The sequence below is a fragment of the Agaribacter marinus genome (assembly GCF_030160655.1).
GTDB lineage: Bacteria > Pseudomonadota > Gammaproteobacteria > Enterobacterales > Alteromonadaceae > Glaciecola > Glaciecola marina.
Genome location: NZ_BSOT01000005.1, coordinates 2,022,373 through 2,045,657, shown reverse-complemented (window position 1 = coordinate 2,045,657; position 23,285 = coordinate 2,022,373). Strand labels below are relative to the sequence as shown.

Sequence of the window (23,285 nt, the reverse complement as noted above, 5' to 3'; positions counted from 1 at the left end):
ATAATATGAAAGATACTGTATTTATTAGGGGGCTAGAGTTGTCCTCAATTATTGGCGTGTACGACTTTGAGCGTAATGCTAAACAACGGGTTATTGTCGATATCGAAATTGCCACCGACCTCACTTTGGCGAGTAGTACCGATAACATCTCAGACACGATTGATTACGGTCATATTGCAGAAACTCTGTCTCAAGTGGCTAGCAATAGCAGTTTTCAATTGTTAGAGGCGCTCGGCAAAAAGATGTTGGATACTTTGTTTGAGTATTACCCATTAGAAAGCGTTACCTTAACAATCAACAAACCTGACATTATTGCGAATGCCAACGGTGTTGGTGTGATTTTACGTCGAAACCGCACGCTGCAGAGTAATAGTGAACAAGGGAATCAACACGTAACGCCGGATGCAGAAAATTTGTCGCCGCCCGATACTGCTGACAAAACCGATTCAGAAGAAGGTTCTAATTGAGTCTTGTGACGCATTCAATCTTAATTAGTGTTGGTTCCAATATTGAAAAAGAGACCAATGTCAGTAAAGGGCTAGATTTATTGCAACAGGCTTTTGGTCAACTAGCGTTGTCTGTTTTTTATGAGAGTGACGCCGTTGGTTTTACAGGCAATACTTTTTTAAATTTGGTGGTTGGCGCGTCTACAGTAGCTACAGTGGGTGAAGTCATTCAAACACTTAAAAATATTGAAGTGGTGTGTGGTCGAATAAAAAATAGTGAAAAGTTTTCTGATCGCACCTTAGACCTTGATTTACTTACTTATGATGATGTAGTTTGTGACTCACCTGTCACACTGCCTCGAGATGAAATATTGTACAATGCCTTTGTGCTAAGGCCGATGGCAGATCTTGCGCCAAATGCCTTACATCCCCAAACAAATACCACATATGCCCAATTATGGCATGAATATGATAAGTCAAAACAACGGTTATGGCCGTCGCAATTTACATGGAGCAATAAAGTTAAATGACATTATTTGAAATTATTATATTAGCCATTATTCAAGGACTTACTGAGTTTTTACCTATATCAAGTTCGGCACATCTAATCTTGCCATCTGAGGTGCTTGGGTGGAACAACCAAGGGTTAGCGTTTGATGTAGCGGTGCATGTGGGCAGTTTACTCGCTGTTATGATTTATTTCCGAGAAGATATTTGGCGATTGAGCTTAGCGTGGTTTGGCCAAGGTTTCAGTAAGCAACAATCGACAGACAGTCGTTTAGCTTGGTGGGTAATTATCGGAACGATACCCGCCGGTGCTTTTGGCTTTTTGATGAAAGATTTTATTGAAGTATATGCTCGTTCTGCATTGGTCATAGCGACTACCACTATCGTATTTGGCTTATTACTTTGGTACGCAGATGCAAAAGCAAAGCAAATAAAAAAAATTGAGCACATAGGTCTAAAAGAAACAATTTTTATTGGCATTGCCCAAGCTATAGCCGTTATTCCTGGTACGTCTCGCTCCGGTATTACAATGACCGCAGGCCTTATGCTGGGGTTGACTAGGGACGCCGCTGCGCGTTTTTCGTTTTTACTTTCTATTCCAATTATTTTAGCTGCCGGCTTGTTTTCAACACTAGATCTTGTTGAGTCTCCAGAAGCCATCGATTGGTCTGCACTTTTGTATGGTGCCGCTTTTTCTTTTGTTGCTGCTTATGCGTGTATTTATTTATTCCTAAGTTGGATTTCGAGAATTGGCATGTTGCCATTTGTAATATACCGTTTGTTATTAGGCGTGATACTGCTTATCTTCGTTTTTGCGTAGTCGAATTTAATTACTGGGGAAGAAAAAATGTCAGAAACTATCTTCACAAAAATTATAAATAAAGAGATTCCTGCCGATATATTATTTGAAGATGATCAAGTGCTTGCGTTCAAAGACATAAACCCGCAAGCACCCATCCATTTTTTAGTTATCCCGAAAAAGCCAATTGCTACAACGAATGAAATTGCGCCTGAAGATGACGCAGTTGTAGGCTACATGCACCGAGTTGCCGCCAAATTATGTGCAGACTTGGGGGTAGCAGAACAAGGGTTTCGAACGGTTATGAATTGCAATCCAGATGGTGGTCAAACTGTGTACCATATTCATCTGCATGTGCTCGCTGGTAAGCCGCTAGGATGGCCGCCTTATCAAGAAAGATTAAAAATTGAATAGTAGTATACACATAGTGATTTAGCTCGCTTTTGCGTGCGATTTGACTACACTTACTTAAGGGATTTATCTACGACATATTGTAGGTATTAGTGTAAGGATATTCGTTACTTGTATAACTGAAATTAAAGGCTCTTACATGTCAACACAAAACGCTTTGCTCACGATCCTAGTTGAAAAAATAAATAATGACACGCTGGTGCTTCCTACACTCCCAGCGATTGCTTTGAAAGTACGAAAAGCCGCAGATGACCCCAATATCAATCTGAATGGTATGGCTGAAGTCGTTGGTCAAGATCCATCACTTAGTGCCAGAATGATTAAAATTAGTAACAGTGCTTATCTTGGCCGCACCGTTAAAGTCACATCAACTACCCAAGCAGTCACTAGAATTGGTTTATCGCAAGTTAAAAACATTGCGACAGCGCTGGCAATGGAGCAGTTATTTGTATCTAAGAATGAAATCGTCAAAAAGTACATGACAGAAAAATGGGGGCAAATAATCAATGTAGTTGCCAATTCTATGGCGGCATTGACTATTTATCAACGTAGTAATAAAGACAACAACCTTAGCCTCGATACCATGGCATTGTGTGCGCTAGTTGCTGACATTGGGGGATTACCCGTTCTGACTGAAGCGGAGCGTCACGACAGTGTGTTTGCTAACCCTGCATTTTTAGATGTTGCGATTGATAAACTCGCGGGCCGCATAGGCGGAAGCATTATGCGCGAATGGCAGTTTAACGATGTATTCATTGAGTGCGCTGAGCATTGGCGAGATGTCGAATTTAATACTGCTCAAGTTGGATACCTTGATTTTGTTAGAGCGGGTGCGGCGTTGGCTAAGCAAATTGATAAGCCTGACGAAGTGCTAGCGCAAGCACAAACTCGCGGTGTATTTAGTGATATTGAAGAATTGCAGTCTGAAGAGTTTGTAGAGCTAAGGGAAAACGCGAAAGCGATATTTTCGTAACCTTTATTTTAACGAAGCATTTTACGACGGAGGCTACTAAAGCCTCCGCTTTTGTATCTGTCAGTATTATTTTATAGCGGCTATTCTTCAGCAAATATTTTGTCTAAATCGTCAATGAATTCACTTACTTCTGCACTGAACAAACTGAAGTCGGCATCAAATTTTGCAGCAACTTCATCTTTTGGGATGTCTTCATTTTCTTGCATGACAATGTCGGTAAATTTAAGTCGTTTTATGCCTAGATCTTCGGCAATAATACAGGTTAAGCGATCCTTGTAACTTACGGCAATTTTTTCAACCAGTTTACCCGCCTGAATATGCGCTAATACTTCATCAGCATCAAGGTCTTGTTTTTTGACGCGAGCAATTGCACCGTCATCTGCGGTCGATTTAAACTCTGCTTCATCTAATAGTTCGATGCAATCTGGCGCGTCATGCTTTAACCAATCGGTAAGCACATGTTGTTGCTGAGATTTTACAAATGGCACAACGGGCAGGCTTTCAATACATTTGCGTAAGCAAGACAAGACCACTTCTGCAGCACCATCACTGCTCGCGTCTACTACTACGACTTGTCGATCAAGTAATATAACTGCGTTTGTGTGTGAGGTTTTACTGAAGGCTCTTGGAAGTAAGCTTTGAATAATATCTTCTTTCAAATCTTTTTGTGCTTTTTTGCCCACAGGAGAACCGGTGTCTTGCTCTATCTTTTTCACTTTTTCTGATAGTTCACCGTTAACGACACTTGCAGGTAATATTTTTTCTTCACGTTTTAAGCAGATGCCGACAGCATTATTGGCGGCATGAAACAGTAGCTCGCCATTGGGTACCGGATTGATAAATCCCATGGTTTGGATTTCTTGTGAGCTGCAAGGTTTAAATACCATGCGCTCAAGTTGCGATTGCAATGTGTCCGTATTCAATGAAAACTCTGATGTAAATCGGAATATTTTTAAATTTTTAAACCACATGATATTTTGCTCAGGCTAATTTTAGGGCGACAGAGACTACCAATCTTACGTCGCGGTGACAAACCGATTTTAAGATTTTGTGGGCTTTGGCTTTCTATTGATGGAATATTGTGCAATTAATGGCGTAATGCCTAAATATTCTTAATTTCAATTCATTAATATGTCATAAATTGACCAATCTGTGGTCTTTACTTGACATCTTTTGTGCTTTGTTTCATAAAACTGTCACAGAGCACTCTAATAATACGGTCGAATTTAATGACTCGAGTGAAAAAAATGTCGCGTACCATTTTGTTAGTTGAAGACGAAGCACCTATTAGGGACATGCTGAGTTTTGTCTTAGAACAAGCTGGTTTTAATGTAGATGAAGCCGAAGATTTTGATGTTGGTCTGGATAAAATCTGTGAGCCCTATCCGGATCTGATTCTACTTGATTGGATGTTGCCAGGCGGAAGTGGCGTTCAATTAGCCAAAAAGCTTAAGCAGCATGAGTTTGCAAAGGACATTCCTGTGATTATGCTGACAGCACGCAGCGAAGAGGATGACAAAATCCGTGGCTTAGAAGCCGGTGCTGATGACTACGTTACTAAACCCTTCTCTCCGAAGGAGCTTGTCGCAAGAATAAAAGCGGTCATGCGCAGAGTAACGCCAACCTCTAAAGAGGAGCCTATTGAGTTCAGTGGACTGATTTTAGAACCTGTTTCTCACCGAGTAACTAGCGGTGGCGAACCAATAGACATGGGGCCTACTGAATTCAAGTTGCTGCATTTTTTCATGACTCACCCTGAACGAGTCTATAGTCGCGAACAGTTACTTGATAACGTGTGGGGAACCAACGTCTATGTTGAAGACCGCACGGTAGATGTACATATTCGTCGCTTAAGAAAAGCCATATCCGAAAATGGTCATGACGCGATGATTCAAACGGTACGAGGTTCGGGGTATAGATTCTCGGCAAAAGTTTAGTATCCACCGAGCAAACTAACTTATGTATTACCCACAATCATGGTCGCGCACTGTAATACGATTTTCCGTGTATCTCGGTGGCAGTCTAATTGTGGGTATATACTTAGACAATATCGCTTTAGCTATTTTACTGGCGTTTGGCGCGTTATTGGCGTCAAATTATGTGCATTTGTATCGTTTAACAAAGTGGCTATGGCAAAGTAGAACAATGTCACCGCCTAGCGCACCGGGTATTTGGCATCACATATACGAGGGCATTTATCACCTTCAACGCCGCAATAGAAACAAACGTAAAAATTTAGGAGAATTGGTCAAACGCTTTAGAGAGGGATCTGAAGCACTGCCTGATGCAGTCGTTGTTATTGACCGAAATGCACGTATTGTGTGGTGTAACCGCAATGCCAGAATTGAATTAGGGCTTCGATGGCCAGATGACAATGGGCGCAGAATCGACAATCTAATCCGCCACCCCAAGTTTATCGAGTATTTAGAAGGCAGTGACTTTCAGTATCCGATTGAAATTCCCGCGCCGACTAACCCGTTAAAAACCTTCGAATACCGAATCATGCAATATGGTGAAGACCAATTATTACTTATTGTGCGTGACGTTTCACGCGTGTCACACCTAGAAGAAATGCGTAAAGACTTTGTTGCTAACGTGTCGCACGAATTAAAAACACCACTAACGGTAATTAATGGTTATTTAGAAGTGTTGGATTCTAGTTATGGCGAAGCGCCACCGATTGTATCGAAGGCTATTTCCGAAATGGGTACGCAAACGCATCGTATGCAAAGCCTCATTGAGGATTTGTTAATATTGTCACGTATTGAATCTAGCGCTGAACGTATTTTCGAAAATACCGTTGATATGCAGGCGATGTTCAAACAAATTAGTATTGAAGCTGAAGCATTAAATAAAGAGAAGCAACATCACATATCATTTAATGTTGACTCTGAGCTTGTTGTCTACGGTGTAGAAACAGAGTTACGTAGTGCTTGTTCCAACTTAATATTTAATGCGATTCATTATACGCCACAACACGGCAAAATTGAGGTAGTGTGGAAGAGTCGAGCTAACGGTGCTTATTTTGCTGTTATTGACAACGGTGATGGGATTGAAGACAAGCACTTACGCCGATTGACTGAACGCTTTTATCGAGTAGATAAAGCAAGAAGTCGAAAAACAGGTGGCTCTGGTTTAGGTCTTTCTATTGTAAAACATGTGCTTCATCATCATAATTCGACCCTAGAAATTGAAAGTAAGGTCGGAAAAGGCAGTGAGTTCTCATTTTTACTTCCGCAGGAACTTATTAAGCAACACGACGGTGCGTAGAGGTAAGTCGCAAGGTTTCTCTAGTGCCCTGGTTTTGTGTTCTCTATTGGTATTTTTTTTTGGCGTTGTATTAACTCCTAGTGCGCATTCACAAAACACGGATCCAATTGGTGCTGCTTCGACTTACTCGGCGCTAAGCTCTCAAACAAACTACCGGGCAACGCCAGGTGTTTACGGCAGTATTAGTTCAGTAGGCTCTGACAGTTTGGCTAACTTAATGGCCTTATGGGCAGAAGAGTTTCAGCGTTTGTACCCACATGTTAAGTTTCAAATTCAAGCAACTGGTTCTGCCACTGCGTCCCAAGCGCTCACCCAAGGTACGGCGAGTATTGGACCGATGAGTCGTGCCTTAAGTGCGGTGGAAATTGACCGTTTTATCCGCAAGCATGGCTATCCTCCGACAGCCCTAGTGGTTGCACTTGACGCCATCAGTATATATGTCGAAAAGAACAATCCGCTAACGCAGCTCACGATTGATGAAGTCGATGGTATTTTTTCTGCCACGCGTTTTTGCGGACATAAAGCAGCGTTGAACGATTGGTCACAACTTGGCGTTAGCAAATTTGGTGTAACAAAAAATATTCAAGTGTTCGGCAGAAATTCAGCCTCTGGTACATATGATTTATTTAAAAAGCTGGCATTGTGTGGTGGAGACTTTTTAATTACGGTAAATGAAATGCCAAGTTCCTCATCAGTTGTGCAGTCTATTGCTGCTAGTATCGGCGGAATTGGTTATGCCGCCCTTGGACACAGTAATCGTGATGTCAGAGCGTTAGCATTAAGTGCAGATGGCAAAGAGTATGTGATGCCAAATGCAGAAAATATTGAATTGGGCAAATACCCGTTTTCGCGTTATCTATATATCGTTGTGAATAAGGCGCCGGGGCAGGACCTACCCTTATTAGAAAGAACCTTTTTACGCTATATGTTATCCGCAGATGGTCAAAAAGTGGTGAGTGATACCAATTATTACCCGGTCACAGGGCGTTTACTGCAACGTCAATTGAACCTTATCTCTTCCAAAGGTAATGTTAAGTAAGTTCGTTTAGTTGTCAGTTTAACTACTTATAACAAGTACAATTTTGTGAAATCTACACTTCATACACCGCGTCAGTAATGTTCAGGTTTGTTTTTGAATCTGCTTTTTGGCTTGCGATGATGGTTGGTGCTGGATAATTGGGGGAAAACTTATAAGTCCTAATGCCGCGCCCTTAAATATGAAACTTTTATTACGACTTTTGGATGTAATAAAAGTGTAATCTCATTTCAGTAGTCTTCCCGCAGTTTTAAAAACAACATATCTAACTCGTCTGGAGAACAACATGGAATTCAAAACGTTATTCAAAGCAAGTGCAATAACTGCGGCTTTGATTCTTGCTGGTTGCGGCGGCGACATTAAAATTCAACCGACTGTCAATGACAATAGCAGCATAACTGACAACAGTGTCAATAATTCAAATAACACCGATGGTGGTGGCGGCAATTCCGGTGATGATGTAACTTGTGCTAGCTACGAAGGTTCGGCTGGTACTGTCACGGGCGTAGTTAGCGGGAACGACTGTATTTACAATGATTCATTCGCGAGTCGTAGTTTTTCTATTACTTCAAACATCACGTTTGAAGAACTTCCAAATGATGGTGTTCATTTCTTTGAAGACGCACTTCTTATTGGCGAAGACGGAGATACGACGGAAGGATTCGCAATCCCGGAAAATGGACCAACTATGACAGTCTTACCTGGCGCAACTTTAGCGTTCCAGTCTGGTGAAGCGATTATTCGAATTGCTAGAGGTGCGAAAATTCAAGCGGTAGGGACTCAAGCAAAGCCTATTACCTTTACTTCAGCAAATGCGTTTGACAGATTTGACAACGCCGGTACCGGTCCTTTGTTTGCGGATTGGGGTGGTATTATCATCAACGGTAATGGCGTAACAGACCAATGTAATGACACTGAGCGTGGTGCGGGTACTTGTAATGTTCCTTCGGAAGGTATTACAAGTTTTTATGGCGGGAATGATAACTCAGATTCTAGCGGTAACATCAAATGGACTAAAGTTTGGTATGCAGGCTCTGGTCCTCGTGCAGGTGGTGAAGGAGATGACTTAAACTCATTAACCCTAAATGCAGTAGGTTCTGGTTCAGAATTTGAATTTATTCATATTCACCAAGGGTTTGACGATGGCGTAGAAATATTTGGCGGTGCTACTACGCTTAAGTATATTGTCGTTACAGATACCCAAGATGATTCATTCGATTTCGATGCCGGCTGGCAAGGTTCTGCGCAATTCCTGTTTGTTAAACATGGTACCGTTGAAAATCGCGATGGTGTTAACGTAAGTATGGGGAATGGTGGTTTTGAGTCAGACGGTCGTAAAAATGACGGTCCTTCTTCTAACCCTACGATTGCTAATGTTACAGTTATTACCTCAGATGCTTTATCTGTGCGTGATGAGGATCCGTCGATAGCTTTCAAATTTGATGATCAATTTAATGCATCACTTTACAACGTGTTAATGATTAAGACTGACGCAACTCAATCACAATGCGTTAGCTTCTCTTCGGATGGAGAACTTGGTGCAGACAATATTGTATTTAATGGTTCAGTAATGGCATGTGCAGAAGAGTTTAATGATGACAACGGCCAGTTCGATGGAGGACCTTTAAATGGTACTTCCTTAACAGAATGGTTTGATAACGATGGTTCGAATGAACGTGTTGCCTCTACTGCTTCTGTATTAGCAGACAATGGATTCGCTACATTAACGTCTTCTAGTGATATCACAATTACGCCAAATGACCTTTCAGGTTTAGATTCAAGCTTCTTTGACTCTGCTGCATATGTAGGTGCAGTTTCTGACCAAGCTTCAGATTCTGCATGGTACAAATGGGTTGAAACTGCGCTAGCAGCAGCAGACGCGGACTAATTAGGTAAAGTTTCCACAGATAGGCGCATTAATGCGCCTATTTTTTGGATAAATGGCAGGAGTTGAAAATGAAATATCAACAAAGACTGAATAGAGTCAGCTACGCCGTTAGCCTGTGTTTGATGGTTAGTGCGGCAAACGCACTAGCGCAAGAGCAAGAAACAATAGATGAAGTTGTTACATCGGGAACTAGACTGCAAGGCACGGCTGCTGCGGTTATTGAAGAGCGTAAGAACCAAGCATTTGTAGCAGACATATTGGGTGCAGAGCAGTTGTCTCGAACTGGAGACAGTGATGCAGCATCTGCATTGCGTCGGGTGACAGGATTAACGTTGGTTGACGGCAAATTTATTTACGTCAGGGGACTTGGGGAAAGATATTCGAGTGCCCGATTGAATGGAGCAGCAATACCTAGTCCTGATTTGACTAGAAATGTGATTCCACTTGATATAATACCTGCGAGTATTATTGAGAGCTTGGCGGTACAAAAAGCGTTTTCACCTGCAATGCCTGCGGCGTTTGGTGGCGGTAGCATCGACATTCGAACGAAGTCTGTTCCTAGTGAATTTACTGCCGGTATACAGTTTGGCCTTGGCTATGATACATCGGCTGGTGAAGGTAACACGTTCAACAAAGTCGATAGTGGCACACCTACAGCTCTCGAGAGTGCTATTCCGAGGTTTAGAGGTGACTTTTCGATTAACGGTATAGTCGACAGGTTAAAATTACAATCGAACGACACACAGTCTGCTGGTGAGCAAGCACGTGTCCTTAATCGCGAATTATTGCTATCTCTTCCCAGAGATTATTCGCTTACCAAAGAGTCGCTTGATCCAAATTATAGTGCGCAAGCGTTTATCGGAAATAGTATTGAAGACGAATTCTTTGGTGGCACTTTTGGGTTCTTAGCCTCAGTGTCATATGATAAAGAAAGCGATTTCGCTGAACGAAAAACAGCCGTGTTGTCTCAAGATGCACAACCTGATTGTTCAATCACACTTGAGTCACAAGACGATTTGTCTAATTCGTGCTTCAATACGCTTACCGATTCAGAAGTGACAACGCAAAACGAAAGACTAAATGCTGTATTGAATGTAGGTTATCGGTTAGATGCTCATGAATTGACGATAAACAATCTATATTTAGAGGACAATGAAGAAGAAAGTGATATCGGTCTTCTTCAAAGTCCCGCTGGAAGCACAGTCTTTAGTATTGTCGGTGACGGTAGAGCGAACCGCACGCATGAACTCCGTTTTGAAGAGAGAAAGCTCCAAGTTACACAATTTCTCGGTAAGCATACATTCCTTGATTTCGGCGGAATAGGGGTAGATTGGCAATATACTAGATCACGTGCAGAAACTGATATACCTGTTGATTCAACCTTTAGATTTGTTGATGCTTATGACGACAGTGGTGTATACAGTGGTTCTTCTGTTTCCGGAGACAACAACCGAGCAATCTATTCGTATACCAATTTGGATGATCGCTTAAACAGTTTTGGTGGCAATATATCTTATCCCGTCGTCATTGATGGAATCGATGTCGAGCTTAGGGCTGGTTTTGATGGTTTTGATAGGGCGAGAACCTATACAACGTCGAGCTTCCAAGTGAGTAATCTTGGTAGTGCGCCGCTTCAAGTAAATGATGGAAATCGAGACCCCCTTGAAAACAGTGGATTTTTGACCGATTCGTTAATTCAAAGTGGCAACTTGTCACTGTTATTTAATGAACCTGAAATTCCTGATGCGGATGATTATCTAGCTGCGCAAAAAGTTAACGCCGGTTACGGGTCGTTCGATGTTTTTCTGAATACCAATTGGCGTTTAAGTGGTGGTGCACGTTGGGAATCGTTTAGTCAATCGTCAATAGGTACTTCGAGTCTCATTTTTACCGGCGACGATCTAAATCTCATATTTTCAGAAGAAAGAATTGAAGCTGGTAGTGTATCTGAAGATGACATCTTTCCCTCATTGGCAGTAACGTTTTTGAGTAATACAAATTACCAAGTTCGTGCCAGTTATGGTGAAACAATCGTTCGGCCAGATTTACGTGAAGTTGTACCGGTAACGTATTTTGATCCTCTTACTGATATAAGAACCTTTGGTAGAGTGGGTTTATTGAGTAGCCCAATTAAGAACTATGACCTTAGGTATGAATATTATGGTGAAGGTGGCGACAATTTGTCGGTAGCTGCATTTTATAAGGATATAAGTTCTCCGATAGAGACAGTTTTACGCATAGGCGATGAAGACTATTCTGCGACGTTTGTGAATGGCGAGACTGCTGAAGTATATGGCATAGAGGTTGAATGGTTAAGAGACTTAGGAGATATGGCATCTGGGTTCTTTACTTCTGGAAACATTACTTTAAGTGACTCTGAAGCTGTTATTGACCCTGCATTTGCTGGCAACTTAACAAATCCCACTAAGCGTATTACTGGTCATTCTCAATATGTGGTTAATTTGCAGTTGAGTTACGATTCAGCCAACGGGGAGCATTCTGCGTCGCTTGTCTACAATGTGTTTGGAGAGCGTATTCTAGCTGCTGGTCTCGGTGGGCGAGAAGATGCGTTTGAACAGCCATTTCATTCTTTAGATTTAGTGTACAAGTACTATCCGGACTTCAACTCTACAGTTTCGGTCAAAATGCAAAATATACTGGATGAAAGTCAAGAGGTGACTCAGTCGGATATTGCGGTTAGAGAGACAGAACAAGGAATGGGATTCAGTTTAAGCTATCAGTATCAGTTTTAAACTCCTTATGTTTTGATGAATTTGTTTAAGTCCAATATAGAACGCTGGCACATGCTGGCGTTTTTTTATAAGAGAAAAAAAGTGTAAGAAAAGCATCATGGAATCGTAATTTAAAAGCGCTAGTTTATCTTAGCTGCAAGCAGTTAAGCAGTTCATTTATTGTTCAAAATAAAAAGGAACGAACGCTATGAAATTTAAGATATCCAAAATTGCTACACTCTTTGCATTTTTTTCACCTATCACTTTTCTTCACGCTGCACCAGATGTAGATTGCTTTTACGAAACTTATGAGGTTCAAGTTCACGTAGTTGAATGCGAGTATGAAGCTAGTTTGGAATACTTTGGTATACCAAATTACAATACTTACCCTAATGGAAGTTCTTCTTGCCCAACTGAAAACTGGAGAAAAGTATCTTTAGAAAAAGATATAACGAAGGTGAGAGTTAAAACTCAGGTTGGTTCTCCTCCGGCTTGCGGCTCGCTAAGGATATCTTATGATTGGAATGGCACGACAAACGTCGGTGGAGTGGCTTGCGACTATTGGTGGCGAGAAGCTGAAAATGTCCAAGGTACTATCGAAGAGTCCGGTGTCAGAACTGAAACTAGAACACGAAGAGTTTGTTTACCCAACTAAATCGGTGATTTAGCATAGAGGCCCAGTCGCAACTTAAACAGCGGCTGGGATACTAATAATACTTACATATTTAAAAAGACCGGCTCACAAACAACGAAAAATTGTTATCCCTAGTGCGAGATGTGACACCTGCTAAATACCTTGCTTGAAAACTGAAACCGGCTAACTTCCCAACTAGCTTAGGCCCAATAAGATGCCTTTGGTCATTAAAATTGCCAAATTCGCCAAATTCGCCATAAGTATCAAATAAATCTATGCCTACTCTAAGGCTATTGTCGAGAGATTTACTGATACTGGCTCTTGTTCCAAATGCGGTTTTAGACGACGCTTGTTCACTATTAAACTGACGACTTAATATGACTAAGCCGCGTGCGCGCCAGCCATCTTTAAAGTCCCATTGGTTTGTCCAATTTACAAAGTAGTCTTCTGGCCTATTACCTCTATTTGTGCGCACATCAAAGCGCAGCGCGCTAGACCAACGACCGTTAGGGTCTTTCTTCTTGAAGTTATACAAGAGTTCGGCACGCAGTGAATCATATTCAAAACTTTCAAGGTCACGATATTGCAATACTAGCCTTGCTCGGAGTTGGCTATTAAGTGAATGCTGATAATGCAAGCGATGTGTCCACACATCCTGTTGAGTACTCTCATCGGCTGCTGCGAGAGAGGAGCGAAACTCTAATGTCTTATCATTTGGTTTAACACCTGGGCCATGAACCCCTCCGACACTCGCCAGAGCGTCATGAAAAAACAGTGTGTTTTGAAGAAAGATTAGTGCGCTTAGTGCAGCGGAACATCTAAATATTGATTTTAAAACAAGCATTCTGTGGTCATTGCGATAATTCATCATGATCGCCTTTATACAATAAAATGCTTGGTTAGATCATAACAAAATCAGCGTTTTACAAAATTAATTTTAGTAAGCTTGTTACCGCATAGCACTGTTAACTATATGAATTATTTGTTATGCCTAAGTTTTACTTTAGATTTGTAATAAAAATGTCATAGAAAATTCCTATCCTCTGCGCGGTAAATTTATATAGTCCCAAAATCTAAGTAGGAAATTGTATGAAGGTGTTAGCTCCATTAGGTGCGATTTTATTGACCGGTGTTTTGTCGTTTTCGGCCATCGCTCAAGAGGATCAGTATCTTGACTCTGCGAATGAAATTGCAACAGAAATTAATGCGTCTGCAGAAACAACCCAAAATAAAATCGATGGTATATCTGAACAAATCGGTAGCAAACTTCAGCAATACAAAGCCTTGCTAAAAGAGATTGAAGGTTTGGACGTATACAATGGGCAACTGAAAAAGCAGATTGGTAACCAAGAGCAAGAGATGCTTGACCTAAATGCGGCTATCGACGAAGTAAGTGTCGTAGAGCGTCAAATAACACCGTTGATGATAAATATGATTGAAGGCTTAGGTCAGTTTATTAAATTGGATATGCCTTTTTTGCCAGAAGAGCGTGCCAACCGTGTAGCCGATTTAAATAACTTGATGGATCAAGCTAGTGTGGCCCCTTCTGAGAAGTTTCGCCGGGTAATGGAAGCGTTTCAAATTGAAATGGATTATGGCCGCACAATTGAGTCATATGGTGGTTTGATTGATATCGACGGCGACGAAACGGCAGTTGATTTTCTGCGTATTGGTCGTACAGCGTTACTTTACCAGACTCGCGATCAAAGCCGTCAAGGTGTTTGGAATAAACAAACTCGTCAATGGGAAGAACTTGAATCTAGCTACCGTACTCAGGTAACAAAAGCACTTCGAATTGCCAAAAAACAACTAGCGCCAGATTTATTAATGGTGCCAGTAGCGATTACTGACTAAGGAACATAAAAATGAAAATGAAGTTTAATTCATTGGTCGGTAAGGCCATCGCAACTGCGGCAGCTGTGCTAATGGCATGCAGTGTAAACGCGCAAGACAATGAGCGCGCAATCGACTTAGACGCACTTTTAAAGCAACTTGAAGATGGAAAGTTTGCGCAGTCTGAACAAAATAAACAACGTGAAGCAGACTTTGCAGCTCGCAGTGCGGAGCAAACACAAATCTTGCGTGACACTCTTGCTCGCAGAGATGCGATGTTACGTGATTCAGAAACGCTTGAAACTGAGTTTGAACAAAACGAGTTTAAGTTGGCCGATTTAAACGGTGCGTTAGACAATCGCTTAGGCTCACTAAAAGAACTCTTCGGTGTTTTACAACAAGTGGCTGGTGATACCAAGAATAAGTTTTATAACTCGGTTATCTCTGCTCAAATTTCTGGGCGTGCCGAGTTTTTGGATGAAATGGCCCAATCTATGGGGAACTCATCTAAGCTTGCGTCAATTGAAGAAATTGAACGTGTATGGTTTGAAATACAACGTGAAATGACTGAATCTGGCAAAGTCACAAAATTTACAACCGAAGTGGTTGAAGCTGACGGTAGCAAAGTATCTAAAGAAGTTACCCGTGTAGGCCCTTTTGCATTGGTTGCAGATGGAAAATACTTAGATTACGACAGCGTAACAGAGACTGTGTCAGAGCTAGTGCGCCAGCCACAAGACCGTTTTTTATCGTCAATCGATGATTTAGAGTCTTCTAACGGTGACTTAATTGGTTTTGGTTTAGACCCAACGGGTGGATCTATTTTAGGCTTGCTAGTCCAGGCACCAAGTTTGAAAGAACGTGTAGAACAAGGTGGATTAGTTGGCTACATCATTCTTATCGTTGGTGCTATTGGCTTTGTATTGGCAATTTATCGTCTTATCGCCTTAAGTATCACTCAAGCTAAAGTGAACAAACAGCTTAAATCGGATAGTTTTAGTAGTAACAACCCGCTAGGCCGTGTTATGCAGGTGCGTGACAAGTACCCACATGCTGATACTGAATCACTTGAACTTCACTTAACCGAAGCGATTTTAGGTGAACTACCAAAGTTGGGTAGCTTCCTTACGATTATTAAAATCATCTCTGTGGTTGCGCCGTTAATGGGATTACTCGGGACGGTAACAGGTATGATTATTACCTTCCAGCAGATTACCTTGTTTGGTACTGGTGACCCCAAGTTAATGGCTGGTGGGATTTCAACTGCGCTTGTAACAACTGTACTTGGATTGGTTGTTGCCATTCCGACAACACTCTTATACGCAATTTTAAATACGCGTAACAAAAACATTGTATATATCCTACAAGAGCAAGCGTCTGGTGTAATTGCTGAGCGCGCTGAGAAGACAGCTAGTAAATAATAGGGCGCTACGATGATTGAGTTTTTAGAAGCAATTCGCGATTTTACAGAGACAGGTGGTTATGTATTAATTTACATCGGCGCTCTGATCTTCGTGATGTGGCTGCTCATCCTTGAACGCGTGTTTTACATTAATACGACCCACGTTAAATATAAGAAAAGTCTTATTGCTGAATGGAATGCCCGTAAAGAGCGCCGCTCTTGGAATGCTGAGCAAATTCGTTCAGCGTATATTTCGCGGGTTAGTCTTAAGCTAAATGCGGGTGTGCCTATTATCCAAGCGCTTGTGGCACTTTGTCCTTTGTTGGGCTTGATGGGTACCGTGACGGGCATGATTGAAGTATTTGATGTAATGGCAATGACTGGGTCAGGCAACGCCCGTTCGATGGCATCAGGTGTATCGAAGGCAACTATTCCGACAATGGCTGGAATGGTTGGTGCATTGTCAGGCGTTTTTGCCTCCACATGGTTAGCAAAGACTAGTAAAACAGAGCGCATGCATCTTGAAGATGAATTGCAGCTTGAACGCGAGATTGGCTAAGAGTTAGCAGTAAGGAATAAGACAATGAAACAACATTTTCAAAATTTAGTTGACGAAGAAGAAGCCAATATCGATATGACGCCTATGCTAGACGTTGTATTCATTATGTTAATCTTCTTTATAGTTACGGCATCTTTTGTAAAAGAAGCGGGTATCGATGTAAATCGTCCAGATGCGGCAACGGCTGTGAAAAAAGATCGTGCAAGTATACTTGTGGCAATTAGCGATAAAGGCGAAGTTTGGATCAATAAGCGCAAGGTAGACGTGCGTGCTGTACAAGCAAATATTGAGCGACTATATGCTGAAAACCCGCAAGGCACTGTTGTTATTCAAGCAGATAAAAAAGCAACGACTGAGGTCCTTATTAAAGTAATGGACTCGGCTAGAGCTGCTGGTATTGAAGACGTTTCTATTGCTGCACAAGAGCCGTAAATCATGATTAGATTTGTAATCGCATTATTCTGTGCCGCAGCGATAACACTTGGTTTGTTCTTTTTGATGCAATATCTAATAAAAACCGGCGGTGGCGAAATGGGTGAACCGCCACAAGGTAAAGTATTGGACTTTGTGCGTGTAAAACAAGAAGAACAGGTTGAGCAAAAAGACCGCAAACCGCGCAAGCCGCCAAAGCCAGAAGAGCCGCCTCCAGCAATGGAAGCACCGCCAATGGAATCAAGCTCTCCTGATGCGGCTGCTGGTGGTATGGATTTTTCTGCTGATGTTAGCGCGGATGTTGGCCTTGAAGGTGGTGTATCGCTAGGTGGTGGTGACGGAGATTTTGTGCCTATCGCTCGTTCGCAGGCGGTGTATCCACGACGTGCAATGCAACGTGGCATTCAAGGTTACGTAATTGTCGAGTTCACGGTTTCAAAACTAGGCACCGTTAAAGACCCTGTGGTGATTAAAGCCGAACCGGAAGGGATTTTTGAACAAGCGGCCATTAACTCAGTGCTGAGCTATAAATATAAAGCGCGGGTGATCAATGGTGAGCCCGTAGATGTTGCTGGCGTGCAAACGCAAGTAACGTTCGAGTTGAACTAGTTTGGAGAATTTGAAGATGCAAAAACGAAATACATTTTTTAATTCATCATTCGTCAGTCGCTTGCTTACAGTATCAATATGTTTTGGTTCATTAGTACTTGGCACGTCTAGCGTATTTTATAGTGCGCAAGTAAAGGCAATGCAAGAGTCGGAAGTAAAGACACGCAGAGTACCGACACTTCGGGCAAAAGTTTATGAGCAATTGTCTCGCGCACAAACGGAAAGCGATGCTGATAATATTAACGGCGCATTAGCTATTTTGGACGAAGTAAAGTCTAAGATGAATAGTATGAATGCCTACGAAATTGCAACAATGTATAATTTCTATGGATTCATTTACTATAATGAAGAACGCTTTGATGAGACTATCGCGTCATTTGAAAAAGCCATAGAACAAAGCCCGATTCCTGTAGGTTTCGAACAAACAGCCTTGTACAGCCTCGCACAATTAAATATGGCGCAAGGTAACTTTGATAAAGTGGTTGAGTACTTGGAGCGCTGGGAGTCCCTCAATAACGGCAATATCCCACCCAAAAATTATATACTCAAGGCGCAGGCACTGTACCAAGGTAAAAAATTTGAAGAAGCTAGAGGATATATTGAGCAAGCAATTGCTGGTCATGAGGCTGAGGGGTATCTACCTGACGAGAACTGGTTAGTTTTGCAACGTGCTATCTACTTTGAGCTGAAGCAGCCTGAGAAGGTAAAAGAGATTATTGCAAAGCTTATTCGCTTGTATGATGAACCTAAGTACTGGGTGCAGTTAGCTGGCATGTATGGTGAACTAGAGCAACCGAAGAAGCAACTTGCAACAATGGAAATTGCTTATCAACGCGGATTTGTCACTAGTGCAAATGATACATTTAATTTGGCTCAATTGTATTATTTCAATGGTGTACCCTACAAAGGTGCGGCATTGATGGAACAAGCAATTAGCGACAATGTCTTAGATGAAAATCTACGTAACTTGCGCTTTTTAGCGCAGGCGTGGCAATCAGCGAAAGAAAATGAGAAAGCCATTCCGGTCTTTGCTAAGGCGGCAGATTTATCTGAGGATGGCGTCTTAGACGCCCAACTTGCGTTAATTTATTTCAATGCTGACCGATTTGATGACGCCATTGCCTCAGCGAATAAAGCGATTGAAAAGGGGAGTTTGCGCTCACCTGGTAATACTTATTTGGTGCTGGGTTTATCATTGTATAATAAACGATTGTTTGTTGACGCACTTGATACCTTGGCTAAAGCTGAGCAATTTCCTGCAACAAGAGCCTCTTCTAGACAATGGCAGCAATACGTCGAAAAAGAAAAAACGAATTATGAAGTGCTTCAGAGTATAGAGGCAGCGCCTTAAGTCGATTATTAGTGCGTTTATCTAGACGGTCCGATCGTTTATCTACCTTGTTAGTCAGGCGCAAGGTAGATATAAATCCCCACTATTTGATAGGCATTTTATATCGCCCAAACCAATCCACTAAAAATTCTATGAACAATTTCATTCTCATGGTTTTGTATCTTGCTTTGGGATAAATCAGCGAGAGTGGCTGAGGTAAGATATTCCAGTCCGTGAAAAGCTCGACTAAATCACCGTTTTTTAACATTTCCGTTGTATATAGCTCATTAGTTCTCGCGATGCCAAGCCCCTTTCTCGCGGCTTCACAGATAACATGGCCATTTGGTGCAGAAAAGTGTCCGTCAACCATGACTTCAATATCTTTATTATTGTCCCTGCATAGAAACTGCCATTTTTTTATACTGCCGCATAAACAGCGATGTTTACTTAATTCATGCGGATGTTCAGGTCTTCCATTTTGTTCTAGATACTCTGGGCTTGCCACAATCATTGTGCGCAATCGAATCAGCTCTCTACCAATAAGGGCGGAATCTTCTAGTTGACCGACACGCATCACTAAATCAAACCGTTGAGTCAATATATCAACTTTATTGCTGCTCAAGTCCAAATGAATGGAGATTTTGGGATAGGTGAGCATAAACTCTGTAATTGCTGGCGTGAGCAAAGATTCAGCAAATATACCACCAACAGAGTTTATTCTTATTAACCCTTCATATGCGTTTTGCCCGTCTTTTATTTGTTGTTCAGCAGACGAAAGAATATTTGCGGCTCTGCGACATTCTTCATAGTAAGATTCGCCAGCTTGGGTAAGTCTTATTTTTCGGGTAGAGCGGTGAATCAAAGCTGCACCCAAGGTTTTTTCCAAGGTGGAAACTTGTTGCGATACACGCGCCTTGGATACAGATAGTTTCTCTGCCGCTTTTGTAAACGAGCCAGTTTCAACTACAGTAAGTAAGGCAATAACATTTGCTTGTAACATGGGCTTTGTTTAGTAATATTTAACGTATAGTTAATTAAGAGGATAATTATTAACAATAGCTTATGTTGTACACTACATTTTGGCAACAAACTTTAACTAAAGATTAATAAACAGGTATTTCTAACACAATGAATAAGTTCTCAGTATTGCCAGTATTGGCAGCATCAATTTTAGTGAGCGCATGTGAACAAGTCGCTACAGAACAAACAACGAATGCTGACGTTAACACTGACCAAGTGATTAAAGTGTTACATGACTTTGAAGATGGAAACATTAATGGTGACGTAAAGTTTGTTGCTTCAAATGGCGAACTAGTAAAAAGTGACTCAACCGCACTTAATGTGAAGTTTGCTTCACAAAGCAATTACTTTTCGTCGCTATTGATAAAACCTGACACGCCTTATGATTGGAGCGAGTATGACGACTTCAATATCGCGTTTGATATAGCCAATGATGGTGAACACTCCGTGAATATTTTCTTGGATGTGTCAGATGTGCACGGCAACAACTATACTCGCAGTGTTAGTGTGGCGCGTGGCGGTGTGAAAACATATTACGCTAAGTTAGCCGGGCATGACCTTGCAACACCTGAAGGTCGGGGTGATATTGAGCTTAATTTCTTGTCCGGATTGCGAAACAACCCACCTACCTGGGCATCTGATGATATTCAGTTTATTTCCTTGTGGGGAAAAAAGAATTTAGATACTAAAGCGATTACACAAGTAGAGCTAAGCGTTCAATACTCTTTATTTGACAAAGAGATAACCATCGACAACATTAGACTTAGACAAAACCCACCTAAAAACGAAGATTTCCTCGCCAATACTGTTGATCAGTTCGGACAAAATGCCACTGTAGATTTTGCTGATAAAGTCCATTCTCAAGAAGAGCTTATCGCACAGAAAAAAACCGAACAAGCTGAATTAACGGGCGAGCTATTTTCTGACCGTAGTAAGTTTGGCGGCTGGAAAAACGGCGAAAAGCAAGAAGCCACAGGTTACTTTCGCACGGGTAAGGTAGGTGATAAATGGGCATTTATTGACCCTGAAGGCTATCCTTATTTTGCCACTGGCCTTGATATCATTCGCCTTGGTGATGCCGCGACAATGACTGGGTATGATTATGATGAACCGAATGACAGGTCAACGCGCCATGTAGAATTGCAGAGTCGAGTCGACATGTTTGAGTGGTTACCGCCGCTGGATGGCGATTTGGGTCAACATTATAGTTACGCAGGATACACTCACTCTGGTGCGCTATTAAAAGGAGAATCTTTTAATTTTCAACGCGCAAACTTACAACGTAAGTATGGCAACAATTACGAAAATATGTGGCTTGATACTACGGTTCGTCGCATGATGAATTGGGGTTTTACGTCTCTCGGCAATTGGACATCGCCTAAGCTGTACGATAACAATAAGGTGCCATATTTTGCCAACGGTTGGATAACTGGGGATTATAAAACAGTATCTAGTGGTCAAGATTTTTGGGGTGCTCTGCCTGACGTATTTGATCCCGTGTTTGCAGCGAGCGCAGATGCTACGGTTCAGCGTGTCGCGCAAGAAGTACAAGATAACCCATGGTGCGTGGGTGTATTTATAGACAACGAGAAAAGCTTTGGACGCTCAGAAACTAGAGCCAGCAAATTAGGCATTATTCTTACCACATTGCCTAAGAACGGCGCTGAAGTGCCAACCAAAGCGCATTTCACGCAAATGATGAAAGCAAAATATAAGACGATAGAAGCGCTAAACAAGGCATGGGATAAAGATATTGCTAGTTGGGAAGCGTTTGACGCAGGTATTGACTCAACGATGACAACCGAGGCCTTGGACAAGGACTACGGCGATATGTTGTACGCGTTTGCTAATCAATACTTCCGCATAGTCAACGAAGCGATGGAAAAGCATATGCCTAATCACCTTTATCTCGGCGCTAGATTTCCAGTGTGGGGAATGCCCGAAGAAGTCGTCGAAGCGTCATCAAAACATGTAGATGTCATCAGCTTCAATGTATATAAGGAAGGTATCATTCCAAGACAATGGGCGTTTTTGCAAGACTTAGATATGCCTGCCATCATTGGCGAGTTTCATATGGGAGCGATGGACAATCGTATGTTCCATCCAGGTATCATTATGGCCTCAGATCAAGATGACCGAGCCAAAATGTTTAAAGACTACATGTATTCTGTGATTGATAACCCTAATTACATTGGCGCACATTATTTTCAATATGCAGATGGTCCATTAACGGGTCGAGTATATGACGGTGAAAACTATAACATTGGGTTTATTTCGGTGACAGATACGCCATATGCAGAAATGGTGAATGCCGCAAAAGAAATGAATACAGAATTATATCAAAGACGTTTTAAATAGATGAGTAGTACCTTAGTAGTAATGAAAGGATAAGATATGGAAAAACGTGTATTAGGTAAGAGCGGGCTGGAGGCATCCGTTATTGGTTTAGGTTGCTGGCAGTTAGGTGGTGATTTTGGTAGCTCAGGCGTTGACAACTCAACGGACATCTTGGCCGCGGCTGATGACGCGGGTATTTCATTTTGGGATACCGCTGACGTCTATGGTGCGGGGCAAAGTGAATCAGCTATCGGCGATTGGACACAAGCCAATAAGGCGCCTCGCCAAATTGTAACTAAGTTAGGCCGAGATAGCTCGCTTTACCCAAATTGTTACTCGTCTGATAATATGAAAAGAAGCATTGAAGGCTCGCTTGAGCGTTTACAAGTAGATTGTTTAGATTTGGTGCAGTTACATTGTGTACCGCCTGAACATATGCAAGGTGATTCAATATGGCAGCATCTTGAAGACTTCAGATCTGAAGGGTTAATCAAGCATTACGGCGCGAGCGTAGAAAATATCAGCGAAGGTTTGTTGTGTTTGGATAAACCTGGACTAACATCTTTGCAGATAATTTTTAATTTGTTTCGACAAGATGCCGTGCAAAAATTGCTGCCGCAAGCCGCTGACGCAGGTGTGGGTATTATTGTTCGCTTGCCCCTTGCGAGCGGCTTATTGAGTGGGAAGTTCAGTAGTAGCACCGTTTTTGAAGACAAAGATCATCGTAACTACAACAAAGACGGAGAGTTTTTTAATGTTGGTGAGACATTTTCGGGCTTACCCTTTGACACCGCGCTTTGTTTAGTTGAAGAGTTGAAAAGCATGCTTCCCTTTGATATTCCGCTTGCACAACTAGCGTTACGCTGGATTTTGGACCACCCGCAGGTGACTACCGTAATTGCAGGTGCAAGCAGTGCAAAACAGGTGGCTCAAAATGCTGCGGCGGCAAGCCTTCCTCAATTTTCAGATGTAATGCTTCATGCATTATCGAGTTTCTATTTTGAGAAGGTTCGCCTACATATAAGAGGCAGTATATAACACTAGTTCTATACGTTATGGCGTGGACG

General features: G+C 41.9%; 22 protein-coding genes. 19 read left to right on the top strand and 3 right to left on the bottom strand.

The window, feature by feature from the left end; all coding sequences use genetic code 11:
- Positions 1-5: 5 nt before the first annotated feature.
- From folB to QQK00_RS10560, 5 genes are all read left to right on the top strand, one after another.
- Complete coding sequence (gene folB, locus QQK00_RS10580; protein ID WP_284217476.1) at positions 6-467, top strand: dihydroneopterin aldolase; 462 nt, start codon at positions 6-8, stop codon at positions 465-467.
- Positions 464-976, top strand: a complete 513-nt coding sequence (folK, locus tag QQK00_RS10575; RefSeq protein WP_284217475.1) for a 2-amino-4-hydroxy-6-hydroxymethyldihydropteridine diphosphokinase — start codon at positions 464-466, stop codon at positions 974-976. The genes folB and folK overlap by 4 nt, the downstream gene beginning before the upstream one ends.
- On the top strand, positions 973-1,773 hold the full coding sequence (locus QQK00_RS10570) for an undecaprenyl-diphosphate phosphatase (RefSeq protein WP_284217474.1): 801 nt from the start codon (positions 973-975) through the stop codon (positions 1,771-1,773). Before folK ends, QQK00_RS10570 begins: the two co-directional genes overlap by 4 nt.
- A gap of 27 nt (positions 1,774-1,800) precedes the next feature.
- Entirely contained in the window at positions 1,801-2,166 is a 366-nt protein-coding gene (locus tag QQK00_RS10565) for a histidine triad nucleotide-binding protein (RefSeq protein ID WP_284217473.1), read from the top strand.
- Positions 2,167-2,302: 136 nt separating this feature from the next.
- Positions 2,303-3,136, top strand: coding sequence for an HDOD domain-containing protein (locus QQK00_RS10560; RefSeq protein WP_284217472.1), 834 nt, complete (start codon positions 2,303-2,305; stop codon positions 3,134-3,136).
- A gap of 80 nt (positions 3,137-3,216) precedes the next feature.
- Here QQK00_RS10560 and rdgC read toward each other — a convergent pair whose 3' ends face one another.
- Positions 3,217-4,107: a recombination-associated protein RdgC gene (rdgC, locus tag QQK00_RS10555; RefSeq protein WP_284217471.1), complete on the bottom strand. Its 891-nt coding sequence runs from the start codon at positions 4,105-4,107 to the stop codon at positions 3,217-3,219.
- Between the two features lie 276 nt (positions 4,108-4,383).
- On the opposite strand from rdgC, the gene phoB reads away from it, so the two are divergent.
- The 6 genes from phoB (at position 4,384) to QQK00_RS10525 (ending at position 12,717) form a co-directional block, all read left to right on the top strand.
- On the top strand, positions 4,384-5,073 hold the full coding sequence (gene phoB / locus QQK00_RS10550) for a phosphate regulon transcriptional regulator PhoB (protein ID WP_284217470.1): 690 nt from the start codon (positions 4,384-4,386) through the stop codon (positions 5,071-5,073).
- A gap of 22 nt (positions 5,074-5,095) precedes the next feature.
- Positions 5,096-6,406, top strand: a complete 1,311-nt coding sequence (gene phoR / locus QQK00_RS10545; RefSeq protein WP_284217469.1) for a phosphate regulon sensor histidine kinase PhoR — start codon at positions 5,096-5,098, stop codon at positions 6,404-6,406.
- On the top strand, positions 6,351-7,445 hold the full coding sequence (locus tag QQK00_RS10540) for a PstS family phosphate ABC transporter substrate-binding protein (protein WP_284217468.1): 1,095 nt from the start codon (positions 6,351-6,353) through the stop codon (positions 7,443-7,445). The genes phoR and QQK00_RS10540 overlap by 56 nt, the downstream gene beginning before the upstream one ends.
- A gap of 283 nt (positions 7,446-7,728) precedes the next feature.
- Positions 7,729-9,330: a hypothetical protein gene (locus QQK00_RS10535; RefSeq protein WP_284217467.1), complete on the top strand. Its 1,602-nt coding sequence runs from the start codon at positions 7,729-7,731 to the stop codon at positions 9,328-9,330.
- Positions 9,331-9,398: 68 nt separating this feature from the next.
- Positions 9,399-12,083, top strand: coding sequence for a TonB-dependent receptor domain-containing protein (locus QQK00_RS10530; protein ID WP_284217466.1), 2,685 nt, complete (start codon positions 9,399-9,401; stop codon positions 12,081-12,083).
- Positions 12,084-12,270: 187 nt separating this feature from the next.
- Positions 12,271-12,717 (top strand): hypothetical protein, encoded by a 447-nt coding sequence (locus QQK00_RS10525; protein ID WP_284217465.1) that lies wholly within the window; start codon positions 12,271-12,273, stop codon positions 12,715-12,717.
- 70 nt (positions 12,718-12,787) lie between these two features.
- Here QQK00_RS10525 and QQK00_RS10520 read toward each other — a convergent pair whose 3' ends face one another.
- Positions 12,788-13,564 carry a hypothetical protein gene (locus tag QQK00_RS10520; protein WP_284217464.1) on the bottom strand — a complete coding sequence of 259 codons (777 nt, stop codon included), beginning with the start codon at positions 13,562-13,564 and terminating at the stop codon, positions 12,788-12,790.
- A gap of 221 nt (positions 13,565-13,785) precedes the next feature.
- Here QQK00_RS10520 and QQK00_RS10515 point away from each other — a divergent pair, with 221 nt between their 5' ends.
- Genes QQK00_RS10515 through QQK00_RS10490 form a run of 6 tightly spaced genes read left to right on the top strand, consistent with a single transcriptional unit; the run spans position 13,786 to position 18,882 of the window.
- Positions 13,786-14,550 carry a DUF3450 domain-containing protein gene (locus QQK00_RS10515; RefSeq protein ID WP_284217463.1) on the top strand — a complete coding sequence of 255 codons (765 nt, stop codon included), beginning with the start codon at positions 13,786-13,788 and terminating at the stop codon, positions 14,548-14,550.
- Positions 14,551-14,567: 17 nt separating this feature from the next.
- Positions 14,568-15,950 (top strand): MotA/TolQ/ExbB proton channel family protein, encoded by a 1,383-nt coding sequence (locus tag QQK00_RS10510; RefSeq protein ID WP_431307734.1) that lies wholly within the window; start codon positions 14,568-14,570, stop codon positions 15,948-15,950.
- Between the two features lie 12 nt (positions 15,951-15,962).
- On the top strand, positions 15,963-16,490 hold the full coding sequence (locus QQK00_RS10505; protein WP_284217462.1) for a MotA/TolQ/ExbB proton channel family protein: 528 nt from the start codon (positions 15,963-15,965) through the stop codon (positions 16,488-16,490).
- Between the two features lie 24 nt (positions 16,491-16,514).
- Complete coding sequence (locus QQK00_RS10500; RefSeq protein WP_284217461.1) at positions 16,515-16,922, top strand: ExbD/TolR family protein; 408 nt, start codon at positions 16,515-16,517, stop codon at positions 16,920-16,922.
- A gap of 3 nt (positions 16,923-16,925) precedes the next feature.
- A complete protein-coding gene (locus QQK00_RS10495; protein ID WP_284217460.1) occupies positions 16,926-17,531 on the top strand; it encodes an energy transducer TonB in 606 nt (201 codons plus the stop codon).
- A 16-nt stretch (positions 17,532-17,547) separates the two neighbouring features.
- The gene (locus QQK00_RS10490; RefSeq protein WP_284217459.1) at positions 17,548-18,882 is read left to right on the top strand and encodes a tetratricopeptide repeat protein; all 1,335 of its coding nucleotides are present in this window, start codon (positions 17,548-17,550) and stop codon (positions 18,880-18,882) included.
- Positions 18,883-18,964: 82 nt separating this feature from the next.
- Here QQK00_RS10490 and QQK00_RS10485 read toward each other — a convergent pair whose 3' ends face one another.
- Positions 18,965-19,861: a LysR family transcriptional regulator gene (locus QQK00_RS10485; RefSeq protein WP_284217458.1), complete on the bottom strand. Its 897-nt coding sequence runs from the start codon at positions 19,859-19,861 to the stop codon at positions 18,965-18,967.
- A 128-nt stretch (positions 19,862-19,989) separates the two neighbouring features.
- Here QQK00_RS10485 and QQK00_RS10480 point away from each other — a divergent pair, with 128 nt between their 5' ends.
- Both QQK00_RS10480 and QQK00_RS10475 read left to right on the top strand, forming a co-directional pair.
- A complete protein-coding gene (locus QQK00_RS10480) occupies positions 19,990-22,239 on the top strand; it encodes a beta-galactosidase (RefSeq protein ID WP_284217457.1) in 2,250 nt (749 codons plus the stop codon).
- A 36-nt stretch (positions 22,240-22,275) separates the two neighbouring features.
- On the top strand, positions 22,276-23,256 hold the full coding sequence (locus QQK00_RS10475) for an aldo/keto reductase (protein ID WP_284217456.1): 981 nt from the start codon (positions 22,276-22,278) through the stop codon (positions 23,254-23,256).
- Positions 23,257-23,285 lie beyond the last annotated feature (29 nt).